Source organism: Pseudomonas sp. HN2, assembly GCF_020736465.1.
Taxonomy (GTDB): Bacteria; Pseudomonadota; Gammaproteobacteria; order Pseudomonadales; family Pseudomonadaceae; genus Aquipseudomonas; species Aquipseudomonas moraviensis_A.
Map to the genome: position 1 here is coordinate 4,402,542 of NZ_CP085885.1, position 22,387 is coordinate 4,424,928.

The 22,387-nt window shown below is 60.1% G+C and carries 16 protein-coding genes, 4 tRNA genes and 1 pseudogene; 10 read left to right on the top strand and 11 right to left on the bottom strand.

The window, feature by feature from the left end; all coding sequences use genetic code 11:
• The first annotated feature begins 172 nt into the window (after positions 1–172).
• Positions 173–2,620, top strand: a complete 2,448-nt coding sequence (locus tag LIS66_RS19445; RefSeq protein WP_227972846.1) for an acyl-CoA dehydrogenase — start codon at positions 173–175, stop codon at positions 2,618–2,620.
• Positions 2,621–2,693: 73 nt separating this feature from the next.
• Positions 2,694–3,101 (top strand): PA2817 family protein, encoded by a 408-nt coding sequence (locus tag LIS66_RS19450; protein WP_042610681.1) that lies wholly within the window; start codon positions 2,694–2,696, stop codon positions 3,099–3,101.
• Between the two features lie 590 nt (positions 3,102–3,691).
• Here the strand turns inward: LIS66_RS19450 and LIS66_RS19455 are convergent.
• The gene (locus LIS66_RS19455; protein WP_064361444.1) at positions 3,692–4,690 is read right to left on the bottom strand and encodes a LysR family transcriptional regulator; all 999 of its coding nucleotides are present in this window, start codon (positions 4,688–4,690) and stop codon (positions 3,692–3,694) included.
• A gap of 89 nt (positions 4,691–4,779) precedes the next feature.
• Between LIS66_RS19455 and LIS66_RS19460 the strand changes: the two genes are divergently transcribed.
• From LIS66_RS19460 to LIS66_RS19480, 5 genes are all read left to right on the top strand, one after another.
• Positions 4,780–5,406 carry a hypothetical protein gene (locus tag LIS66_RS19460; protein ID WP_064361443.1) on the top strand — a complete coding sequence of 209 codons (627 nt, stop codon included), beginning with the start codon at positions 4,780–4,782 and terminating at the stop codon, positions 5,404–5,406.
• A gap of 90 nt (positions 5,407–5,496) precedes the next feature.
• Positions 5,497–6,267, top strand: a complete 771-nt coding sequence (locus tag LIS66_RS19465) for a 2OG-Fe(II) oxygenase (RefSeq protein WP_042610678.1) — start codon at positions 5,497–5,499, stop codon at positions 6,265–6,267.
• Position 6,268: 1 nt separating this feature from the next.
• Complete coding sequence (locus tag LIS66_RS19470; protein ID WP_042610677.1) at positions 6,269–6,907, top strand: LysE family translocator; 639 nt, start codon at positions 6,269–6,271, stop codon at positions 6,905–6,907.
• 188 nt (positions 6,908–7,095) lie between these two features.
• Positions 7,096–8,835: a dipeptidase gene (locus LIS66_RS19475; RefSeq protein ID WP_227972847.1), complete on the top strand. Its 1,740-nt coding sequence runs from the start codon at positions 7,096–7,098 to the stop codon at positions 8,833–8,835.
• Between the two features lie 223 nt (positions 8,836–9,058).
• Positions 9,059–10,159, top strand: a complete 1,101-nt coding sequence (locus tag LIS66_RS19480; RefSeq protein WP_227972848.1) for a transketolase-like TK C-terminal-containing protein — start codon at positions 9,059–9,061, stop codon at positions 10,157–10,159.
• A 9-nt stretch (positions 10,160–10,168) separates the two neighbouring features.
• Here the strand turns inward: LIS66_RS19480 and LIS66_RS19485 are convergent, their stop codons facing one another.
• Entirely contained in the window at positions 10,169–10,621 is a 453-nt protein-coding gene (locus LIS66_RS19485; protein ID WP_227972849.1) for a MarR family winged helix-turn-helix transcriptional regulator, read from the bottom strand.
• A 171-nt stretch (positions 10,622–10,792) separates the two neighbouring features.
• Here LIS66_RS19485 and aceE point away from each other — a divergent pair, with 171 nt between their 5' ends.
• Complete coding sequence (gene aceE, locus LIS66_RS19490; RefSeq protein WP_227972850.1) at positions 10,793–13,462, top strand: pyruvate dehydrogenase (acetyl-transferring), homodimeric type; 2,670 nt, start codon at positions 10,793–10,795, stop codon at positions 13,460–13,462.
• Positions 13,463–13,590: 128 nt separating this feature from the next.
• Here the strand turns inward: aceE and LIS66_RS19495 are convergent.
• The 4 genes from LIS66_RS19495 to LIS66_RS19510 all read right to left on the bottom strand — a co-directional run bounded on the left by LIS66_RS19495 (position 13,591) and on the right by LIS66_RS19510 (position 14,003).
• Positions 13,591–13,666: transfer RNA gene (locus tag LIS66_RS19495), tRNA-Gly, on the bottom strand.
• 3 nt (positions 13,667–13,669) lie between these two features.
• Positions 13,670–13,745, bottom strand: a tRNA-Glu gene (locus tag LIS66_RS19500).
• Positions 13,746–13,849: 104 nt separating this feature from the next.
• Positions 13,850–13,925 (bottom strand) — tRNA-Gly (locus LIS66_RS19505).
• 2 nt (positions 13,926–13,927) lie between these two features.
• Positions 13,928–14,003, bottom strand: a tRNA-Glu gene (locus LIS66_RS19510).
• A gap of 384 nt (positions 14,004–14,387) precedes the next feature.
• Here LIS66_RS19510 and LIS66_RS19515 point away from each other — a divergent pair.
• Entirely contained in the window at positions 14,388–15,146 is a 759-nt protein-coding gene (locus LIS66_RS19515) for a hypothetical protein (RefSeq protein ID WP_039764159.1), read from the top strand.
• Between the two features lie 667 nt (positions 15,147–15,813).
• Here LIS66_RS19515 and LIS66_RS28020 read toward each other — a convergent pair.
• The 4 genes and pseudogenes from LIS66_RS28020 to LIS66_RS19530 all read right to left on the bottom strand — a co-directional run bounded on the left by LIS66_RS28020 (position 15,814) and on the right by LIS66_RS19530 (position 20,239).
• A complete protein-coding gene (locus LIS66_RS28020) occupies positions 15,814–16,707 on the bottom strand; it encodes a methyl-accepting chemotaxis protein (protein WP_416220765.1) in 894 nt (297 codons plus the stop codon).
• A 15-nt stretch (positions 16,708–16,722) separates the two neighbouring features.
• Positions 16,723–17,781 (bottom strand): annotated as a pseudogene (locus LIS66_RS28025) (HAMP domain-containing protein); the annotation flags it as partial.
• 108 nt (positions 17,782–17,889) lie between these two features.
• Positions 17,890–19,290, bottom strand: a complete 1,401-nt coding sequence (locus LIS66_RS19525) for a PLP-dependent aminotransferase family protein (protein WP_227972852.1) — start codon at positions 19,288–19,290, stop codon at positions 17,890–17,892.
• 187 nt (positions 19,291–19,477) lie between these two features.
• Positions 19,478–20,239, bottom strand: a complete 762-nt coding sequence (locus LIS66_RS19530; protein WP_042610735.1) for an SDR family oxidoreductase — start codon at positions 20,237–20,239, stop codon at positions 19,478–19,480.
• Positions 20,240–20,474: 235 nt separating this feature from the next.
• On the opposite strand from LIS66_RS19530, the gene LIS66_RS19535 reads away from it, so the two are divergent.
• Complete coding sequence (locus LIS66_RS19535; RefSeq protein ID WP_016773662.1) at positions 20,475–21,479, top strand: NADP-dependent oxidoreductase; 1,005 nt, start codon at positions 20,475–20,477, stop codon at positions 21,477–21,479.
• Positions 21,480–21,564: 85 nt separating this feature from the next.
• Here LIS66_RS19535 and pyrF read toward each other — a convergent pair whose 3' ends face one another.
• Positions 21,565–22,263 (bottom strand): orotidine-5'-phosphate decarboxylase, encoded by a 699-nt coding sequence (pyrF, locus tag LIS66_RS19540; RefSeq protein WP_041479471.1) that lies wholly within the window; start codon positions 22,261–22,263, stop codon positions 21,565–21,567.
• Positions 22,264–22,387 lie beyond the last annotated feature (124 nt).

Genomic DNA, 22,387 nt, shown 5'->3' on the forward strand with positions numbered 1-22,387 from the left:
GAAAGCAAAGCTGCGCAGCAACGAACGATTTCCCACACGTGTTGCCCACCGAACCTACGAAAACCATCCGGGGTTTCCCACGATTTCAATCACCATGCTCTGACCACCCGGATTTACAGATGCCGTCTAAGCTCTGGAGGGTCGATTTGCCTTGGTTCACGGAGGACTGAATATGCTGTTGTTGTGGATACTGGTTTTGATCGTCGGCGTGGCGTATCTCGCCCATCGACGCATCGCCCCGCTGCCCGCGTTGGGCATCGTCGCCGTCTATTTGCTGGCGATGGGGATTTTCAGTCACGCGCCGGGCTGGCTGCTGTTCATCTTCTGGGTCTTGCTGGCAGTGGTCGCCGCGCCATTGCTGTTGCCTGACCTGCGCCGCAAGCACTTCACCGCGCCACTGTTCAACTGGTTCCAGAAAACCCTGCCGCCGATGTCGCAGACCGAACGCGACGCAATCGACGCCGGCACCGTATGGTGGGACGGCGAGCTGTTCAGCGGCCGTCCGGACTGGGACAAACTGCTGGCCTATCCCAAAGTGCAGCTGAGCGAAGAAGAACAGGCCTTCATCGATGGTCCGACCGAAGAACTCTGCGCGATGGTCAGCGACTGGCAGATCGGCCAGTCGATGGATCTGCCGCCCGAGGCCTGGACGCACATCAAGGAACACGGCTTTTTCGCCCTGATCATTCCCAAGGAATACGGCGGCAAAGGCTTCTCCGCCTACGCGCACTCACAAGTGGCGATGAAACTGGCCACCCGCAGCGGCGACCTCGCCTCTACCGTGATGGTCCCGAACTCCCTCGGCCCGGCCGAATTGCTGCTGCATTACGGCACCGATGAACAACGTAATCACTACCTGCCGCGCCTGGCCCGTGGCGACGATATCCCGTGCTTCGCCCTCACCGGTCCGCTGGCCGGTTCCGACGCTGGCGCGATGCCCGACACCGGGATCATTTGCAAAGGCCAGTGGCAAGGTGAGGAAGTCATCGGCCTGCGCCTGAACTGGGAAAAGCGCTACATCACCCTCGGCCCGGTCGCGACCCTGCTCGGCCTGGCATTCAAAGCCTACGACCCGGATCACCTGCTCGGTGAAGAGGAAGACCTTGGCATCAGTCTGGCGCTGATCCCGACCGATACTGCAGGCGTGGAAATCGGTCGTCGTCACCTGCCGCTGGGCGCCGCGTTCATGAACGGCCCGAACTCCGGCAAGGACGTGTTCATTCCGCTGGACTACCTTATCGGTGGTCAGGAAATGCTCGGCAAGGGCTGGATGATGCTGATGAACTGCCTGTCGGTCGGGCGTTCGATTTCGTTGCCGGCCGTCGGTACCGGCGCGGCCAAGTTCACCAGTCTGGTGACCGGCCAGTACGCGCAGATTCGTGAACAGTTCAATGTGCCGCTGTCGGCGTTCGAAGGCATCCAGGAAGCGATGGCGCGCATCGGCGGCAACGCGTGGATGATGGACGCCGCCCGCATGCTCACCGCCAACGCGGTGGACCTCGGTGAAAAACCTTCGGTGCTGTCGGCGATCCTCAAATATCACCTCACCGAACGCGGCCGCGAATGCATCAGCCACGCCATGGATGTGCATGGCGGCAAAGCGATCATCATGGGGCCGAACAACTACCTCGGCCGCAGCTGGAACGGCGCACCGATCTTCATCACCGTCGAAGGCGCAAACATCCTGTCACGCAACCTGATGATCTTCGGTCAGGGCGCAATCCGCTGCCATCCGTTCGTACTCAAGGAAATGGCCCTGGCTGGTCGTGCGGACAAGGAACAGGCACTCAAGGAGTTCGATGGCCTGCTGCTCAAGCACATCGGCTTCGCCGTCAGTAATGCCGCCAGTACATTGGTGCTGAACCTCGGGCTCGGTCACTTCGAACATGCACCGGGCGACAGGATCAGCCAAGGCTACTTCCGCGCGCTCAACCGTCAGGCTGCCGCATTCGCCATGCTTGCCGACTTCAGCATGATGCTTCTGGGTGGCGAACTGAAACGTCGCGAACGCCTGTCGGCGCGGCTCGGTGATGTGTTGAGCAACCTGTATCTGGCCTCCGCCTCGCTCAAGCGTTATCACGACCTGGATTCGCCGGCCTACATGGAGCCGCTGTTCCGCTGGGCCATGGAAGAAAGCCTCGGCCAGTCGGAGCGCGCGCTGGATGAACTGTTGAGCAACTTCCCGAACAAGGTCTTCGGCTGCCTGCTGCGGGTTATCGTGTTCCCGTTCGGCCGCCGACACAAAGGCCCGTCGGACAAACTCGGCGCCGAAGTCGCTGCGGTCATCGGTCGCGCCAAAGGCGATCCGGCCCTGGAAGAACTGCTCGCCGGCTGCTACCGCCCGCAATCGGCGGACGATGCCGTGGGCGCACTGCAACACGCGAGCGACCTGCTCAACGCTGCGCAACCTCTGCACAAAAAGCTGCACATCGCGCTGAAAAGCGGCCAGGTCAAACCGGCAGCAGGCGAACATGCCATTGATGCCGCCCTGGAGGCCGGCGTGCTGCAAGCTGTCGAAGCGCAAAGCCTGCGCGACGCCGAAGCGGCCCGCCGCAAGGTGATCGACGTCGATGATTTCGACAAAGACGAACTGACCCAGGCAGAGGGCAAAGTCCGCTGATCCCGGTTTTTGTGAAAAAACGGCGCGAGGGCTTTATACTCCCGCGCCCGTTTTGCTCTTGAGGACTTATCTCGTGTCCAACGTCGTTGCCGATCATCTCGTGTTGCTCGACCACCTGCGCAGTATCCTGGTCGCCGTAGGTGAGGCCGAACAAGTGCCCGAAGAAAGCCATGCCCTGTTCCTCGAGCGCTTCGACGAACTGCTGGCCTCCCTGCCGATCGACCCTATCGAAAGCCAATACCTGGGTCAGGACATCCTTACCCAAGTCATCACCCGCTACCCGCAAATCGCCCACCTGATCCCCCGCGACCTGCTGTGGTTCTTCGCCGGCGACTGCCTGCACTACCTCTCCGACGAAGAAATCGACCTGTACCAGGCCCTCGAAGAACGCCGCTACGACGCCGAACAGAACGACGAACCGTTCGACTGGAACCAGGAAAAACAACTGCTGGCCATGTCCGCACAGGACAGCAAGCACTGATTCTCGACAGGTAATCAAAGGCCCGCATTGGAGATTCCATGCGGGCCTTTTTTTAAGATCAAAAACACCCTCACCCTAGCCCTCTCCCGGAGGGAGAGGGGACTGAACGGTGTGATTGGGCGAAGCACGCCGGCCTGGGATATCGAGTTGAATGCAAATACGCACAAGATCAAAAGCCCCTCACCCTAGCCCTCTCCCGGAGGGAGAGGGGACTGACCGCGTTGGTTGGACGAGGTACGCCGACCTGGAATTACCGAGTCGAATGCAGATTCTGAAAAACCCGCAAATCGGCTCCCTCTCCCTCGGGAGAGGGCGGGATGAGGGGCGAATCCAACGCAGATCCAAAGCAGACCACCCGCTTTTCACCACTCAACAATGAGCGTTAGCGCGAGTGCTTTTGATCTTGATCCACGGGCGACGTCGGAAGGCTGAGTGGAGGGATCGATCCCGCAGCGAAGGAACCCGAGCCTGCGAGGGCCGAACGCAGGAGCTAGCGTTTTGGTTACTTTTTGGCGCCTGAAAAAGTGACTCGCCGTAAGGGCGAAACCGCCATCAGCAACACCCGAAGCAACGGATATACACCCAAAACTTCAAAGCAACCCCTCACTCTCCGGCAACTCATACGCCACAGCCGCGTTGCTCCCGCCGGCCGACTTCCCGGGCCTGCCCAACGTCGGCTCCTTCTGCAGACACTCCACCAGATAATCAATAAACACCCGCAACTTCGGCGGCAAATAACGCGTCGGCGAATGCAGCAACCACAACCCGCCATGGTAAGAGGCCAGAAACGTCCAGTCCGGCAACACCTGCACAATCAACTTCTGCTCCAACGCATAACGCGCGGTGAAATACGGCAGACTGCCAATTCCGATGTGCTGCAATACCGCCCCCAACCGCACGCCAGTGTGATTGGCGGCATAGCGCCCCCGCACACCGACCGTGACAGCCTTGCTGCCCTTCTTGAATTTCCAGCGCGCATCGCTCGGAGTTTCACCCAGATAAATACAACTGTGATTGAGCAAGTCGTGAGGATGCGTCGGCGTGCCGTGTTCGGCCAGGTATTGCGGCGTGGCGCAGAGCAAATGATCGATAGTCAGCAACTGCCGACCGACCAGCCCGGCCGGCGGACGATCAGTGATACGAATCGCCAGATCGACATGATCATCGATCAGATCGACCTGACGATCCTCCAACAGCAACTCCACATCGACCTTGGGATAGCGGCGCAGAAAATCCGGCATGTGTGGATGGATCACAAAGCGCCCTACCGCCTTCGGCACGCTGACCCGGACCAGACCTTCCGCTTCGTGGGTGAACTGGCCGCTGATCTCCATCACCGATCTGGCCGCACTGACCATTTCCTGGCAACGCTTGAACACCTCTTCCCCGCCATCGCTCAAACGCAGTTTGCGGGTGGTGCGTTGCAGCAAGCGCGTGGCTAACGCCTTCTCCAGTCGGGAAATACTGCGACTGACCGCCGAGGGTGAGGAACCCATCTGCCGGGCCGCTTCAGAGAAGCTGCCGGTCTCGACAACCTTGACGAAAATCGCCATTTCACCCAGCAGCGGCAGCGGAAGATTGATGCTCACAACGCACAAGTCCTTTGATGTTCGAATGGATTATCACGTTATTGCACGATTCATATAATAAAAACAGAACTTCGATCAGGGCACGGAATATGACGCTTCGCCTGTTTTTTCACAGTGATGACCTCAAGGCGAATGTCGAAGTCCTCGACTGCACACCCCACGAGCACGAATTCGCCGTAGTGCTGCGCGCTACTCTGTTCCACCCGCAGGGCGGCGGGCAGCCTTGCGATACCGGCTGGATCGGTGAAAGCCAGGTCTCGCGGGTGGTGCAAGAGCCGGAGCGCATTGTGCATTTCGTCGACCGACCGGTGCCGCTGGGCATGACCGTCATCCGGGTCGATGAACAGCGCCGCCGCTTCAATACGCGCATGCACTCGGCCGGGCACTTGATCGGACATTTCATTCAGGCCATGGGCTGGATGCCGATCAAGGCGCATCACTGGCCGGACGAAGGTCGGGTGCAATTCAAGCCGGGTGATGGCGCTGAAGAGGTCGACGCGCCAACGCTGCAAACCGGCATCGAGCAGTGGATCGAACACGATCTGCCGCGCCTGACCTCACTGCGCGAAGGCGCGCGGGAAATCAGTTTTGGTGAACTGCCAGCCTATGGCTGCGGTGGCACCCACGTACGCAGCCTGAAGGATCTGGGCACAGTCACGATCGCGTCACTTTCGCAGAAGAAAGGCACGCTATCCGTCCACTACAGCGTGGATTGAGCATTTCGGACGTTGCCGTCGCGCAGCGTCCGCCGCCGGGGAACCGCAATCGCCGGTTCCGTTGACTATCGATAGATGGACCTAAAACAAATGATGCTAGACGTCGAGCGTCTCGATGAGACGTGCATAAAAAAACTGGCCAACGAAGAAGTCCTCGCCATCCGCGTCAAACGCTTTCTGCCCGAGCCGCTGGCAGTCGAGATTGGCGACAAGATCCTCGCCCCGGGCTTTGAGGGCTACATCAACGCACCGAGCATCGGCCGCATCGGCATGGCCTTTTATGAGGCGGAAAACCAGCCGCTGCTGATCGAGGATTACTTCGAACGCGCCACCCGCAACATCGACGAACTGCGCCAGCGCTGCGCGCCCTACTCTTCGCCGATCGACACCCTGCGCTGCATGCTCGACGAATCCTGGCCCGCCGGCGCGCATCTGGAAAACCTCTACGGGCGCAAGATGTATGTCGGCTTGTCGCGGGTGGTCAAACCCGGCGTGTGCTTTCTCGCCCACCACGACATCTTCGCCAAGGACGCCCCGGACAGTTTTCAGGCACGCAGCCTGGAAGCGCAATTCGCCTGCAACGTCTACCTGAACATGCCCACCGAGGGTGGCGCTTTGCAGATGTGGGACGACGACATCACCCCGGACCAATTCGATGAAATGCGTGGCGACAGTTATGGCATCGAGCCGTCGCTGCTGGGGCCTCCAGCGCTCGAAGTGCGCCCGCAGCCCGGCGATTTCATCATGTTCAACTCGCGCCGCATGCACTCGGTGACCCCGGGCGTAGCGGATCCGCGTTTGAGCCTGTCGTTCTTTGTCGGCTATCGCGGCAATGCTTCCCCTCTGACTTTCTGGAGCTGACATGCTTTCCAATTACCTGGGCGAATTTCTCGCATTGGCGACTATCCACTTCCTCGCCGTCGTTGCACCCGGCCCGGACTTCGCCGTGACCATCCGCCAGAGCGTGCGCTTCGGACGCCTCGTCGGCATCTGCACCGCGCTGGGCATAGGCGCGGGGATTTCCGTGCATGTGCTGTATACCTTGCTCGGCGTCGGCGCCTTGATGCACACCACGCCTTGGCTGCTCACCGTCGCCAAGGTTGTCGGCGGTGCCTACATCCTTTATCTGGGCGTCAGCCTGATCCGCAGCAAACCGAAAAGCAGCGTCGAAGGCGAAAAAAACGCTGACGAGCCGCTGGTCGAACAGTCGCTGTTCAAAGCCTTCAGCACCGGTTTTCTGACCAATGCGACCAACCCCAAGGCCACGCTGTTCTTCCTGGCTATTTTCACCACGATCATCAGCGCCAGCACACCGCTGCAGATCCAGGCGTTCTATGGATTGTGGATGTGCTTCGTCAACGCGCTGTGGTTCGTCATCGTCGCGCTGTTTTTCTCCAGCAACAAAGTGCGCCTGCTGTTCATGCGCCTTGGACATTGGTTCGAGCGCAGCATGGGCGTCATTCTGATTCTGTTCGCCGGACGCCTGATGCTGTCGATGTAATCCACCCAAAAAAGTCCCGGCCATCACCCGCCGGGACTTTTTCATTTGTGCGTCTCTTTTGCATTTCTGTGCGACAGATCAAGTTTGCGACTCCCTCTCCCAGCGCTCGCAGTGTTAGGTTTACAAAATGTTTCTGTCACAAGCGTCAGAAATACTTTCCCAATCCTTTGCAAAGGAATGCCTGCTCCATGGTCTTTTCCCTGAAAAAACTGGCCGCCGCCACTCTGGTCATGGCCAGCCTCGCCACGTTTACCAGCGCCGCACAAGCCAACATCACTGCCGAGCAAAGCGCAGCGATCCTGAAATCCTTCGACGGCAAGAACCTGGCGGACTTCCGTAGCTTCCTTGGCAGCCTGGCGCAAAGCGATCTGGCCAAGACGGATAACCTCAACCCGTCCATCAGCGCCTTCCTCGACAACAAGCCCCTGAATGCCGAACAGCAGAATGAAATCCACCGTCTGCTGGGTATCTACACTCGAGTGAAATACGGCAAGGCGGCGCTGGAAACCCTGCGTCAACTCGTCGAGATTCCAACCTTCCGCAAGGACGGCGTGGCGCAGCACGACAACCCGGAATTCATCAAAATTGCCGGCGAGATTCTAAAGCTCTCCGAATCCTTTGGTTTGAAATTCCGCAACATCGATAACCGTGTCTACGAAATATCTCTGGACGGCAAAGGCGACGAAGTCGTCGGTATTCACGCGCACGCTGATGTGGTGCCAGTGACCCCGGAAAACTGGGTGCTGAAAGACGGCACCAAGCTCGACCCGTTCAAAGTCACGCTGATTGGTGATCGCATGTACGGTCGCGGTACCGAGGATGACAAAAACGCCATTGTCGTCGCGCTGTACGCCATGAAAGTGATCAAGGACGAGAAGCTGCCGCTGGCACGCAATTTCAAATTGCTGGTCGACACCACCGAGGAAACCAGCGGCGACGCCATCCCGTACTACTTCGAGCGCAACCCGACGCCGAACTACAACATGGCGCTGGACGGCGGCTATCCGGTGGTGATTGCCGAGAAAGGCTACGGCACGGTGATGGCCAACTTCGCCAAGCGCAAAGGCGAAGGCAACGGCGCGGAAATCGTTTCGATGACCGGCGGCAAGGCGACCAACCAGATTCCATCGGCTTCGGTGGTCACCCTGGTAACCGACAAGCCTGCCGAGCTCGCCGCCAGTCTGCAAAAATCCGGCGACGCCTATGCCAAAGCCAACGGTGGCGACTTCCAGGTCGCTGCGAAGGTTGATGGTAAAGACGTGAAACTGACCGTCACCGGGGTTTCTGCGCACTCCTCGGAACCAGAGTCCGGCGTCAACCCGGTCGCGCGGATGTTGAGCTTCATCAACAGCCTGGACGGCAAAGTCGCGCTCAAGCACAACCAGTTCACCGACGCGGCGCGTTATGCCGACGACAACTGGGGCCTGGATTACTTGGGTAAAAAACTTGGCGTGGGCTTCTCCGATTCGTTCATGGGACCACTGACCACCTCGCTGACCTATGTCGGCGAGGACGACAAAGCCTTCAAACTGGCGGTGAACCTGCGGGTGCCGAAGGGTAAATCCCCGGAAAAGCTCAAGGCCGAGATCGCCGAGAAACTGGACGCCTGGAGCAAGAAGACTCACGTTGCCGTGGCGTTCGACTACTCAGTGGCAGAACCGATGTACCGCAATCCCGAAGGTGAGTGGGTCAAGGCGCTGCTCGCGGTGGCCAGCGAAAACCTCGGCATGAAGTCGGAATTCGGTACTTCCGCTGGCGCGACTTCGGTTCACGAATTGCCGAACGGCGTGCAATTCGGCCTGGCGCGACCGGAAGCCAAATACACCGGCCACACCGATGGCGAATTCAAGACCGTCGACCAGTTCCTGCTGGATCTGCAGATCGTCACGGAAATGATGGGGCGTGTCGGGCAGTTGCCGAAGCTCTGATGCGCTGTTTTAACCCGGTCGCTTGTGACCGGGTTAAACATAAGGAAGGACCCGCATCGGGTCCTTTTTTTTGCCCCCAAAAAACGCGCGCGTCGAGGCTGTCAGCCCCCTGAGCAGGTCGCACTTCGATCGCCTGCAACCGTCACCCAACTTCGTTGCACTTGCAATCACATGCAAGCGTTGAGTAAGGTGCAGGCACGACGGAACGTACGGAGATCGTGGAATGATCGGCTTTTCCAGCTTCACTAAGACGCCAGAAACCAGCCTGGCCGCTCAGGCCTGCATCGATAAGATCCGCACAGTTCCACCGCAGCAGACTGCGGGCTCTTCCTCGCCGCTGCTCACCATGGTCGATATCGCCAATCGCCTCGAGAGGGATCCGGGAACAGCCAGGCATATCTGGGTCGTCCGCTCCAGCAAACAGAGCCAAACCGCAAATGCCCACACCCGGATCAGCGCCTGGCCCCTGCGTTTGAACGCCACAGCCCGCTGCAGTGAGAGGCAGCTGCTGTACCTGACCACTTCGGCAACCTCGGCCGAGTTGTGTGCACTTTCCAATGAATCGGCCCATCGCGGCATTCTGTGCAATGACATCGAAACCTTGCCTTCACGCTGGCCCAAGGGGGCTCATCCCTGGGTGCCACTCTGGCTGGTCGCCAACACGCACTGCCTGCCCTTTGACCCCGCCAGCGGCGCCGAAGCGCAGGCCATTACCCTGGCGGCTTTGCAAAGTCTGTATGTGGAAGGCAACGACGGTTTTTATTACATGGCACTTCACGATGAGCCCAGTGACTTCATCGCTCCAACCAACCGACTCAGCGCCAGCGAGGCTTTCAAGGGCATGTACCGGCTCAGCAGCATCGATATCGATTCAGCGCGCCCTAAAGTGCGCTTGCTCGGGGCGGGGCTGGCGTTGCAGTCGGTGACGACGGCGGGGCAGCTGCTACGCGAGGACTGGGGCGTGGCCAGCGAACTGTGGAGCTGCCCCAGCTATACCCGCCTTGCCCGCGATGCGGACAATGCGCACCGCTGGAATCGCCTGCATCCCGAGATGCCGCGCAGGTCAGCGCATTTGTTCGATTGCCTGGACAACGAGGATTGGCCGGTGGTGGCCGTGACCGGGTATGGCCGGCATGTCGCCGAGCAGATCGGTGCACATGTGAAGTCACGGTTCGCGGCCCTCGGTGCCGACTCGATCGGGTCCGCCATGGGCCGGGTGGATGAGCGCTGGATCGTGGTGCTGGCCCTGCAGGTTCTGGCTGAGGAAGGCGTCATCAGCCCAGCGTTCATCCAGCAGGCCATGGATCGGTACCTGCTCCAATGAAAAGCCCCCTCACTTCCCCCGCCCACTGCTGCGCGCAGCGCTGGCCGCGCGCTCGAGGGCATCGCTGAAAAGCCGTTGCTCGGCGTCGTCAAATTGCGACAAGAACAGTTCGTCCACTGCGCCTTCGTAGATGGCCCACATTTTCTTGCGTAACGCCTTGCCCTGCTCGGTGATGCTGGCATAAGCGCCGCGACCGTCATCGCTGGCGCGGCTGCGGATGACCAGACCTTCGGCTTCCAGGCGGTCCACCAGACGCGTCAGGTTGTAGCGCTCGATGGCCATCACATCCGCCAGTTCGTTCATTCGCCGGCTGCCTTCGGGGCCGCTTTCCAGCCCCCATAACGCGTCGTACCAGGCGTAGGCCGGAAGTCCGGCGGCCGCCAGCCGACGCTCGATCTCGCGGATCAGGCAGCGGTGTGCCCTGACGAATCTGAACCAGGTATCCGGCTCGTTGGATGACATACATCACCTTTTTCATGAAATCGATTTAGTTGCAATTGTAGCGCACGGCAGGCTAAGTTCTTTCACGTAGTTGCAACTGCAACTACAAACTCGAAGGCTGGCGCTGACCCACGCCCCTTGGTCAGGCACCAAACGACTCGGTGCTGCTGCAATGTTCAGGAGACGACAACGATGGCACAACAACCCGCTTTTCTCGACGAGGATCCACAAGAGACTCGCGAATGGCTCGAATCGATTGAGTCGGTGGCGAGTGTCGAAGGACGCCCTCGCGCCCACTATCTGATCGATCAGATGCTGGATTTCGACGCCAACCGTCACGGTGACTTCTACGGGCGCGTGACGACGCCCTACGTCAATACGATCCCGGTCGAACGCCAGCAGCCCTATCCCGGCGATCTGGCCGTGGAGCGCCGGATCAATGCCTATATCCGCTGGAACGCGCTGGCCATGGTGCTGCGCGCTGGCAAACATTCGAACGTGGGCGGACACATTGCGTCCTACGCATCGGCGGCGGTTTTGTACGACGTCGGCTTCGAGCATTTTTTCCGTGGCCGCACCGAGCAGTTCGCCGGCGACATGGTGTACATCCAGGGCCACTCCTCACCGGGCATCTACGCACGGGCGTATCTGGAAGGACGCCTGAGTGAAGAGCAACTGGACAACTTCCGCCGCGAAACCGATCGTGACGGTATCTCATCCTATCCGCATCCGCGGCTGATGCCGGAGTTCTGGCAATTCCCGACGGTGTCCATGGGGCTCGGGCCAATTACCGCCGCGTATCAGGCCCGGTTCATGCGTTACCTGGAGGACCGCGGGCTGAAGGAACATCAGGGGCGAAAAGTATGGGCATTTCTCGGCGACGGTGAAATGGACCAGCCGGAATCCCTGGCGGCGATTTCGCTCGCAGGCCGGGAAAAGCTCGACAACCTCATCTTTGTCGTCAACTGCAATCTGCAGCGCCTGGATGGACCGGTGCGCGGCAACAGCAAGGTGATTCAGGAGTTCGAAAGCCTGTACCGGGCGGCTGGCTGGAATGTACTCAAGGTAATCTGGGGCAGCGGCTGGGATGCCCTGTTGCAGAAGGACAGGACCGGCCTGCTGCGCCAGCGGATGATGGAGTGCGTCGACGGCGACTATCAGAACTACAAGTCGCAGAACGGCGCCTATGTGCGGGAGCATTTTTTCGGCAAATACCCTGAGCTGCTGGAGCTGGTCAGTGACCTGAGCGACGACGACATCTGGAAACTGTCCCGTGGTGGCCACGATCCGGAGAAAGTCCACAACGCGTACGCCGCCGCCATGCGCCACATCGGCGGACCGACCGTGATCCTCGCCAAGACGGTGAAGGGTTTCGGCATGGGCGAAGCCGGTGAAGGTCAGAATATCAACCACCAGCTCAAGAAGATGGGCGACGACGCGGTCAAGGCGTTCCGTGATCGGTTCGGACTGGAACTCAGTGACGATCAGCTCGGCGACATGCCTTACCTCAAACCGGCTGCGGACAGCGTCGAAAGCCTGTACCTGCAAGCCAGGCGCAGCCAGTTGGGCGGTTACATCCCGGCCCGTTTCAATGCCGTGGCACCATTGCAGGTCCCGCCTTTGTCGACGCTGGATACACAGCTCAAAGGGACTGGCGAGCGGGCGATCTCCACGACCATGGCGTTCGTGCGCATCCTCGGCACGCTGCTCAAGGACCCGAACATTGGCAAACTGATCGTGCCGATCGTGCCCGATGAATCACGCACCTTCGGTATGGAAAGCCTGTTCCGCCAGATTGGCATCCACTCCCACGTCGGCCAGCTCTATACGCCTCAGGACGCCGGCCAACTGAGTTATTACAAGGAGGCCAGAGATGGCCAGATCATGCAGGAAGGCCTGAACGAATCCGGCGGAATTTCTTCCTGGATCGCCGCGAGCACTTCCTACAGCACCCACGCCGTAATGACGGTGCCCTTCTATATTTTCTACTCGATGTTCGGCTTCCAGCGCGTGGGTGACCTCGCTTGGGCGGCAGGTGACGCCCGTGCCCGGGGCTTCCTGCTCGGCGCCACGTCCGGCCGGACCACGCTGATGGGCGAGGGCCTGCAGCACGACGACGGCCATAGCCATGTCCTGTCCTCCACCATCCCCTGCTGCGTGTCCTACGACCCCACTTACGCCTATGAACTGGCGGTGATCATCCAGGACGGGATGCGGCGGATGTATGCCGAAAACGAGGATATCTTTTACTACATCACGCTGCTCAACGAGAACTACGCCCATCCGCCGATGCCCGAGGGTGTCGAGCAAGACATCCTCAGAGGCATGTACCGGCTCAGCGCCAGTGCGCACCCCGCCGAAGGCAAGCATGTGCAACTGATGGGTTGCGGTTCGATCCTGCAGGAAGTCGTCGCCGCAGCCCAATTGTTGGAGCGGGATTTTGCCGTCAGCAGTGACGTATGGAGCGTCACCAGCCTGACCGAACTGCGTCGGGAGGGCCAGGATGCCGAACGCTGGAACCTGCTTCATCCACAACAGACACCTCGCATCAGCCATGTTGAAAGCTGCCTGCAGGATGCACAGGGTCCGGTGGTGATCGCGACCGACTATATGAAAATATTCGCCGATCAGATCCGCCCGTTCGTGCCCAATCGCCGCTTCGTCGCCCTGGGCACTGACGGTTTCGGCCAATCGGACACCCGCGAATCGTTGCGTCGGTTTTTCGAAGTGGATCGCCATTTCATTGCCTTGGCGGCCCTCAAAGCGCTGGCTGACGACGGAGCGATCACACGGGAAAAAGTCGCCGAGGCGATTGTTCTTTATGGGATTGACCCCGAGAAGCAGAATCCTGCAGCTGTATGATTGGGTGATTCCATTGAAACTGGAAAGGCACCCTGCACTGGTTCCAGGGCAGGGTCCTTTTTTTTTGCCGCTACAAAACGCGCACAAACAAAAACGCCGATCATCACTGATCGGCGTTTTTGTGAAATTGGAGCGGGAAACGAGACTCGAACTCGCGACCCCGACCTTGGCAAGGTCGTGCTCTACCAACTGAGCTATTCCCGCAAATGGCGTCCCCTAGGGGACTCGAACCCCTGTTACCGCCGTGAAAGGGCGGTGTCCTAGGCCACTAGACGAAGGGGACACGCTACCCGGAACACATGGTGTGTGTTTCGGTGTCCAGATCCGCGTCCGAAGACTTGGTTCTGGTTTCACTCAGCACCGCCCGAAAGCACTGCTGTTTAAAATTGGAGCGGGAAACGAGACTCGAACTCGCGACCCCGACCTTGGCAAGGTCGTGCTCTACCAACTGAGCTATTCCCGCATTGGCGTCCCCTAGGGGACTCGAACCCCTGTTACCGCCGTGAAAGGGCGGTGTCCTAGGCCACTAGACGAAGGGGACACACTACAACATTCACTCCCTGCCGCGTTTCGCTGTGTGCTTTACGCTGCAAGTGGCGCGCATTCTATGGATGGATTGAGAGGTCGTCAACCCCCTGATATAAATTTATTTAAATCAATGACTTCGACCTGGATTAAGGGCTACGCAGGGCTTTTCCGTCATCCGAAACCTGACGCCTATATTCCGCCACTCGCCAAGACGTTATAGTCCACCGCACAGTGATGGCAATCTGCACATCAAGCGCCAGCATTCATCTATACAGCCGGCGGCCGATACAGATTGCAGCAGCCGATCAAACCCGTCGAGCGGCGCTAGGCGCCTAAATGCCCAGCCACTACACTCGCATGCGAACCCTATAAAGAGGTCTTACCGGTGACACCACTCATGATCACCCTGCTAGTCGTAGCCGGGATCGCAATTCTGATCGCCATTGGCTACATGAACCATGTGGTGGAAAACAATAAACTGGAGAAGGCCCGCACCAAAGTCGAACTCAACGACCGCCTGCGCCGCTGCGGCGAACTGACCGAAACCTTCCCCGGCCAGTTCATGACCCCGGCGCTCAAGCTGCTGCTGACCCGCCTGGAACTCAACGTCTGCCAGCGCCTGCTCAATCTGGAAAAAACCAGCGCGACCACCAAGGCCCGGATCACCGAACTCAGTGCCCTGGTGGCCCAGGGCGAATCGATCCCGGTCAACAACCCGCCGGCGCCGATCCTGACCGAAGCCAAGGCCAAAGACGTACGCTTCCTCCTCGAAGCCCTGCACGGCCAGATCACCCGCGCCGCCCACGACGGCTTCCTGCCACCGAACGAAGCCAAACAATGGATTCGCGAAGTGCGCCACATCCTTGTTCTGCTGCACATCGAATTCTTCAACAACCTGGGCCAACAGTCCCTGCAACAAAACCAACCCGGCCAGGCCCGCCTCGCCTTCGAACGTGGCGTGCAATATCTGCGCAAACAACAGGATCCGCAGATGTACGCCGAGCAACTGCAATACCTGGAAAAACTCCTCGCGCGCGCCAATGCCCAGGTCATGGACAAGATTGCCCCGGTTGAAGGTGAAGAAAACCAATTGACCGCTGGTTTGAAGGATGTCGAAGCGGATGCGGACTGGAAGAAGAAAGTGATTTACGACTGAGGCGCGAATGCCGGGAAAGAAGCCACCGTAATCGGTGGCTTCTTTGTGGGGGGGTTAAAAGAGGGTGTGATTTGAAGATCGCCATCGCGAGCAGGCTCGCTCCCACAGAAAAGCAAAGTCAAAAGCAAAAGATCGCAGCCTTCGGCAGCTCCTACAGGCGGATCGCGTAACACTCAAGAACAGGTCGGCTGTCAGACCGCCTTCGCGAGCAGGCTCGCTCCCACAACAGCAACAGCAACAGCAACAGCAACAGCAACAGCAACAGCAACAGCAACAGCAACAGCAAAAGATCGCAGCCTTCGGCAGCTCCTACACACGATGAGCGTTAGCTCGAGTTCCGCTTTTGATCTTGATCTGGGAGCCCGTCGGCAGGCTGAGTGGAGGGATTGATCCGGGCGTGGGAGCGCAGCGACCGTACGACGCAGTCGTACACAGCGAGTGTAGGTGCAGCGAAGCAAACCGGAGCCGCTGCGCCAGGATCGATCCCGTAGCGAAGGAACCCCGAGCCCCAGCGAGGGGCCGAACGTCAGGGCACAGACCTTTGGTTACTTTGGGGCGTTTGCCAAAGTGACCCGCCGTAAGGGCGGAACCGCCAGAAGCAACACCCGCAGCAACGGATATTCACGCCATCAACCCACAGCCTGGTCGGCCCAGAGGCCGCCAAGGCTCAAAGCCGAAAATGCCCAACCATCGAGCGCAACTCCCCCCCCAACTGCGCCAGCTCAACACTCGAAGCCGCATTCCCGCGCATCGCCAGCGAAGAGTGATCCGCGCTCGCGCGAATCTGTGTGACACTGCGATTGATTTCCTCCGCCACCGAACTCTGCTCCTCCGCCACCGCCGCAATCTGCTGATTCATCTGCTGAATCAACGACACCGCCGCCGCAATACTCCCCAGCGCACTCTCGGTCTGCAGTGCATCGCTGACCGCCAGCTTCACCAGCTCGCCACTGCTGCGAATCTGCTGCACCGACGACTGCGCCGCCGCCCGCAAGGCACTGACCAGACGCTCGATCTCCTCGGTCGATTGCTGCGTGCGCCGTGCCAGTGCGCGCACCTCATCGGCCACCACCGCAAATCCCCTGCCCTGCTCACCGGCCCGCGCCGCTTCGATGGCCGCGTTCAGCGCCAACAGATTGGTTTGCTCGGCCACGCTCTTGATCACCTCCAGCACCGTGCCGATATTCTGAATCTCGGCGCTGAGGCTCTCGATACTCGAACTGGCGGAAGTCGCCGAATCGGCCAACTGCTCGATCCGCGCCATGCTCTGGCGCACAACCTGCTGGCCGCTCTCGACCTTGTCATCCGCTGTCTGCGCTGCCAGCGCCGCTTCTTCGGCATTGCGCGCGACGTCATGCACAGTGGCGGTCATCTGATTCATGGCCGTGGCCACCTGCTCGGTTTCTTCTTTCTGGCTGTTGACCTCCAGGTTGGTTTGCTCAGTCACTGCTGACAGCGATTGCGCGGAACCGGCCAGGCGTTCGATCCCGGCCTGCAAGCCACTGACAATCGTGCCAAGGCCTGCAGCCATCTGCTGCATCGCCAGCATCAGCTGACCCATTTCATCGCGGCGCGTCACCTCGACCTTCGCCGTCAGATCACCCGCAGCAATCTGCTGAGCCACGCGAATCACACTGCGCAGCGGCGCCACGATCAGCCGCGTGATCACCCAGGCGGCGAGCAATCCGACCAACAAGGCCAGCGCCGAGGAGCCGATGATCAGCATCGAGTTCTTCTTCAGCTCGGCCTGCATTGAAGCGTCTTCGGCGACATAGGCCTGATTCACTCGATCCATCACCTGCGCGGCACGCTGATGCAGTTGGTCGTAGACAGTTTTTTCCTGCGCCAGCAGGCCAGTGTATTCAGCGAGTTTTTCGTTGAACCCGGCGATGTGCCCCGACACTTCATTGAGCACGGTCAGATAGCCCTCGTCCTTGACCGTGGTTTTCAGCGCCTCGGCCTGCTCTTGTGCTTGCGCCGCCTGTTCAATATTGCCTTGACCCGCATTGTCGGGATCGCCCTTGCGACTCTGATCCAGGCGCACGCGCGCTTCGTTCATTGCCTGCAACATCAGCCGCGAGACCTGACTGACCTGACTGGCCTGTTCGATGAACTGGGCGCCGTCCTTGCCCTCGGTGTCTTTGAGCGTGTAGGCGCCATCATCGGCGAGCCCGGCCTGCAACACGTCGAGATTATTCGCCACGCTGGACACCGACCAACTGGCCATTTCCAGCGCGAGGTCCTTGGCCTGGCTCAGCGAAACGAATTCATCGAACGCCTTGCGATACGCGCCCAGCGCTTGCTCGACATCGCTCATCACCGGCACATTGGCCGGCGTATGCGCCTTGAGCTCACCGGCAAGGACGATCAGCCCATCGACACCTTCGCGCAGGGCATCGGCGGTTTTCGGATTGCCACGCAGGGCGTACTCCTGCTCGAGCAGACGCACCTTGAGCAGGCCGCTGTTGAGCGCAGACATCTGCTTCAAGCCGTCGAAACGCAGACTGATGGCTTGCAGGGACCAGACCCCGATCGCCGCGACCAATGCAGTCAGCAGCAAGACCAGCACAAATCCGATACCCAGTTTTTTCGCCATACCGAGGTTGGCAAAACGTCCTTGCACGGCCGAAATCATTGCGCGTAGTCCCCTGCCAAAGTCTGTTGCCGAAGATTCGCAACGGGCTCGAACCAGCACAAGTCTCGGGCGTCGGAATAATGGCAAAAAGCTACGCCCGCGTCGTTTTCAGAATGCTGGAGGTCGATCCGCGCAGGTATTGCGGAAAAACTGCCGGGCACGCGGGTCGCAGGCACAGGCGACATTGATGCGCTGCCAGTCACCGGCCTCGCCGCTGGGACTGAAGGCGTCCGCTGCCGATAACTCCAGCCCGCAACGCTGCGCCTGCCTGCGCACCAACGCCTGATCCTTCAACCGCGCCCGCGCCCAGATGAACAGCCCGCCAACCGGCTTGCCGAACACTTCCCAGTCGGCATCTTCCAGGGCCTGCAGGGCCGCCGCGCGATCAGCATTCAAGCGCTGGCGCTGACGCTGCACCAGTTTGCGATACGCGCCCGTCGCCATCAGGCGGGCCAGCACTGCCTCGGCCAGCCTTGAACAACCCAGGCCGCTGATCATCTTGACCTCGGCCAGGCGCATGACGAGTTCGCGCTCAGCCAGCACAAAACCCACCCGCAACGAACTGCTCAGGGTCTTGGAGAAACTGCCCACATAGATGACCCGCCCCTCATGGTCCAGCGCCGCGAGGCGGGTGCCGTTGCCCGTGTGCAGATCGGCATAGACATCGTCCTCGATCACGCGCAGATCGTAGGTCTTGCTCAGTTGCACGATGCGCTGGGCGACAGCGGGCGTCAGGCAACTGCCGGTGGGATTGTGGTGGTGACTGCCGATGAACAGGGCGATGGGACGAAACTGACGCAGCACCGATTCAAGCATTTCGATGTCCGGCCCGTTCGGCGTACGTCGGACTTCGAGCATGCGTACGCCGTGCATGCGCAACAGGTCAAACAACGGTGCATGACCAGGCGTTTCCACCACCACACAGTCGCCGGCCTTGAACAAGGTGCGCACGATAAGATCCAGCGCATGACTGGCGCCGCTGGTGCTCATCAACCGGCTGCCACAGGCTTCGATATTCATCGTTTTGAGACGCTTGACGATCTGCTCGCGCAACGCTGGCAGGCCCAGCGGCGAGCTGTAATTGAACAGACTGGCCATGTCGGTCCGCGCTACCTCGCGTAACGCGTAGCTGAGGTCGTCGGGCTCACGCCAGCTCGGCGGCAGGCTGCCCTGCCCCAGCTTCAGACGACTGGTCGTGGCGCTCATCTCATCACACCAGGCATGGCGCCCCTCGAACACGCCCAGTTCCGGCTCTGCACCGCTCACGGTCGCCGACGCCGCGACGATAAATCCGGCCCCCTGACGCGTGGTCAGAATGCCCTGCGAAACCAGGCGCTCGCAGGCTTCGACGACGCACGACTGGCTGAGCAGATTGCCCCGGGCGATTTGCCGCACGGAGGGCAACCGGGTGGCCGGCGGGATGCCGCTTTGCACGATCCAGTCCGTCAGTCCGTCCACAATCTGCTGCACGACCGGCACCATTGCCTGTCGGTCAATTCTCAGTTCCATGAGCTCGCAAACTCCTGTCAGTTTTGCTGGCAGCAGTAAATCACAGCCGCGCCGCCGAGGCTGTGCGACAACGCCGCCAAATGCAGCAGTTCTAACTATTTGATACACATTGTTTAACGGATTCACGCCCACAGAACGCGGGACAAAAAAACCCGCACGAAGGCGGGCTCTTTAGAAGCGGACACATTCAGAACGCCGTCACGCCACCGTCCACCGCCAGTGAGTGCCCGGTAGTGAACGCCGCGCCATCGCTGCACAGGTACAGCACCGCACTGGCGATTTCCTCGACCTTGCCGATGCGCCCGACCGGGTGCATGGCGTTGGCGAATTCGCCCTTCTTCGGATCGGCTTCGTAAGCACGCCGGAACATGTCCGTATCGATCACCGCCGGGCACACCGCGTTGACGCGGATTTTCTTCTTCGCATATTCGATTGCCGCCGATTTGGTCAGGCCGATCACTGCATGTTTCGACGCCGCGTAGATACTCATTTTCGGTGCCGCGCCCAGCCCGGCCACCGATGCCGTGTTGACGATCGCCCCACCGCCCTGAGCCAGCAGCAACGGCAACTGATACTTCATGCACAGCCAGACGCCTTTGACGTTGACGCCCATGATCGCGTCGAATTCGTCGAGCGAACCGTCGGCAAGTTTGCCTTTCTCGATTTCGATCCCGGCGTTGTTGAAGGCGTAGTCGAGCCGACCGTAGGTATTGATCACCTCGTCCATCAGATTTTTTACATCACTTTCCAGCGTTACGTCGCAGCGCACGAAGGCCGCTTCGCCACCGGCTGTACGAATCAGCGCCACCGTGCCTTCACCACCGGCCGCATCCAGGTCAGCCACCACGACTTTCAGGCCCTGCGCGGCAAACGCCAGAGCGGTCGCCCGGCCGATGCCGTGGGCCGCTCCCGTGATTACAACCACCTGACCGGAAAACGTCATGCTCATGGATATGTCCTCGAAGGCAAAGAAGCCGGGATGTTGGCGTTGCAGCATAGCCAGCTGCGGTGGCGGTGCGTCAGCACTATCCAGAAGCCGTTTATGGGTCCATGCGTTGCAGTGATAAAACCCCACCTGCAACCATCACTGCACTGGATCGACCTGCATTCGCCGTATCAGCCAACCTTGCGACATCGGCGCTGAAGGTCTATCAACAAAGCTTCATTCCGTTCGAGTGCCTGTCATGACCAACCAGACCAATCGCCAGTTCCTGCTCGCCAAACGCCCAGTAGGCGCCGCGACCCGCGAGACTTTCACTTATCAGGAAGTACCGGTCGGCGAACCACAGGCGGGACAGATTCTGGTCAAGAACGAATATTTGTCTCTGGATCCGGCCATGCGAGGCTGGATGAACGAAGGCAAGTCCTACATCCCGCCGGTCGGCCTCGGTGAAGTCATGCGCGCACTGGGCGTGGGAAAAGTCATCGCCTCGAACAATCCCGGTTTTGCCGTGGGCGATTACGTCAACGGTGCCCTCGGCGTGCAGGATTATTTCCTCGGCGAGCCGCGCGGCTTCTACAAGGTCGATCCGAAACTCGCACCATTGCCGCGTTACCTGTCTGCGCTGGGCATGACCGGCATGACCGCCTACTTCGCCCTGTTAGATGTGGGCGCCCCAAAAGCCGGTGACACCGTGGTGCTGTCCGGCGCGGCAGGTGCGGTGGGCAGCGTCGCCGGGCAGATCGCCAAAATCAAAGGCTGCCGCGTCGTCGGCATTGCCGGCGGTGCCGACAAGTGCAAATTCCTCATCGACGAGTTGGGCTTCGACGGCGCCATCGATTACAAGGCTGAAGACGTGGTGGCGGGACTGAAGCGCGAATGTCCGAAAGGCGTCGACGTGTACTTCGATAACGTCGGCGGCGACATTCTCGATGCGGTGCTGAGCCGCTTGAACATGAAGGCGCGGGTGGTGATCTGCGGCGCGATCAGCCAGTACAACAATAAAGAGGCGGTCAAGGGGCCGGCCAATTACCTGTCACTGCTGGTCAATCGCGCGCGTATGGAAGGTTTTGTGGTGATGGACTACGCCGCGCAGTTTGCCAGTGCCGCGCAGGAGATGGCCGGCTGGATGGCCAACGGGCAGCTCAAGAGCAAGGAAGATGTGGTTGAAGGGCTGGAGACGTTCCCGGAGACGCTGATGAAACTGTTCAACGGTGAGAACTTTGGCAAATTGGTGTTGAAGGTTTAAGACAGAAGATCAAAAGATCGCAGCGTTCCGCAGCTCCTACAGGTGTTCACATGGCTCTGTAGGAGCTGCCGAAGGCTGCGATCTTTTAGGCGATTTCGGCTACGACCGCGGCCAAGGCTTGGGCCGGGTTCGCCGCCTGGCTGATCGGGCGACCGATCACCAGGTAGTCGGAACCGGCATCCAGCGCCTGACGCGGGGTCAGAATGCGGCGCTGATCGTCCTGCGCGCTGCCCGCCGGGCGAATCCCCGGGGTGACCAGTTGCAGCGACGGGTGCGCGGTTTTCAGCGCCGACGCCTCCAGCGCTGAACACACCAGACCGTCCATCCCGGCCTTCTCGGCCAGGGCCGCCAGCCGCAGCACTTGCTCCTGCGGTTCGATGTCCAGACCGATACCCGCCAGATCCTCGCGCTCCATGCTGGTCAGCACGGTCACACCGATCAACAGCGGTTGCGGGCCGCTGCGCTTGTCCAGCTCTTCACGGCAGGCGGCCATCATGCGCAGGCCACCGGAGCAGTGCACGTTGACCATCCACACGCCCATCTCCGCAGCGGCTTTCACGGCCATCGCCGTGGTGTTGGGGATGTCGTGGAATTTCAGGTCCAGGAACACTTCGAAGCCCTTGTCACGCAGGGTGCCGACGATTTCCGCCGCGCAACTGGTGAACAGTTCCTTGCCCACTTTGACCCGGCACAGTTTCGGGTCCAACTGATCGGCCAGCTTCAGTGCGGCGTCACGGGTGGGAAAATCCAGGGCGACGATGATAGGAGTCTGGCAGGCGGACATGGATGGGCTCTCAGGCTGGTCGAAAACGGCGCGCATTGTAGCGGAACCGGCGGCGGCGCGGCACCCGATGATCGGTAAATCGTCGCGCCGGCGGTGTTCAGCGTAGCCGCCACGGTCATTGTGT

Bases quoted from the DNA above. Each gene is read 5' to 3' on its own strand.
- LIS66_RS19445 (WP_227972846.1), top strand. From the start codon at position 173: ATGCTGTTGTTGTGGATACTGGTTTTGATCGTCGGCGTGGCGTATCTC.
- LIS66_RS19460 (WP_064361443.1), top strand. From the start codon at position 4,780: ATGACGCTTCGCCTGTTTTTTCACAGTGATGACCTCAAGGCGAATGTC.
- LIS66_RS19465 (WP_042610678.1), top strand. From the start codon at position 5,497: ATGATGCTAGACGTCGAGCGTCTCGATGAGACGTGCATAAAAAAACTG.
- LIS66_RS19470 (WP_042610677.1), top strand. From the start codon at position 6,269: ATGCTTTCCAATTACCTGGGCGAATTTCTCGCATTGGCGACTATCCAC.
- LIS66_RS19475 (WP_227972847.1), top strand. From the start codon at position 7,096: ATGGTCTTTTCCCTGAAAAAACTGGCCGCCGCCACTCTGGTCATGGCC.
- LIS66_RS19480 (WP_227972848.1), top strand. From the start codon at position 9,059: ATGATCGGCTTTTCCAGCTTCACTAAGACGCCAGAAACCAGCCTGGCC.
- LIS66_RS19485 (WP_227972849.1), bottom strand. From the start codon at position 10,621: ATGTCATCCAACGAGCCGGATACCTGGTTCAGATTCGTCAGGGCACAC.
- aceE (WP_227972850.1), top strand. From the start codon at position 10,793: ATGGCACAACAACCCGCTTTTCTCGACGAGGATCCACAAGAGACTCGC.
- LIS66_RS19515 (WP_039764159.1), top strand. From the start codon at position 14,388: ATGATCACCCTGCTAGTCGTAGCCGGGATCGCAATTCTGATCGCCATT.
- LIS66_RS28020 (WP_416220765.1), bottom strand. From the start codon at position 16,707: ATGGGTCAGCTGATGCTGGCGATGCAGCAGATGGCTGCAGGCCTTGGC.
- LIS66_RS19525 (WP_227972852.1), bottom strand. From the start codon at position 19,290: ATGGAACTGAGAATTGACCGACAGGCAATGGTGCCGGTCGTGCAGCAG.
- LIS66_RS19530 (WP_042610735.1), bottom strand. From the start codon at position 20,239: ATGAGCATGACGTTTTCCGGTCAGGTGGTTGTAATCACGGGAGCGGCC.
- LIS66_RS19535 (WP_016773662.1), top strand. From the start codon at position 20,475: ATGACCAACCAGACCAATCGCCAGTTCCTGCTCGCCAAACGCCCAGTA.
- pyrF (WP_041479471.1), bottom strand. From the start codon at position 22,263: ATGTCCGCCTGCCAGACTCCTATCATCGTCGCCCTGGATTTTCCCACC.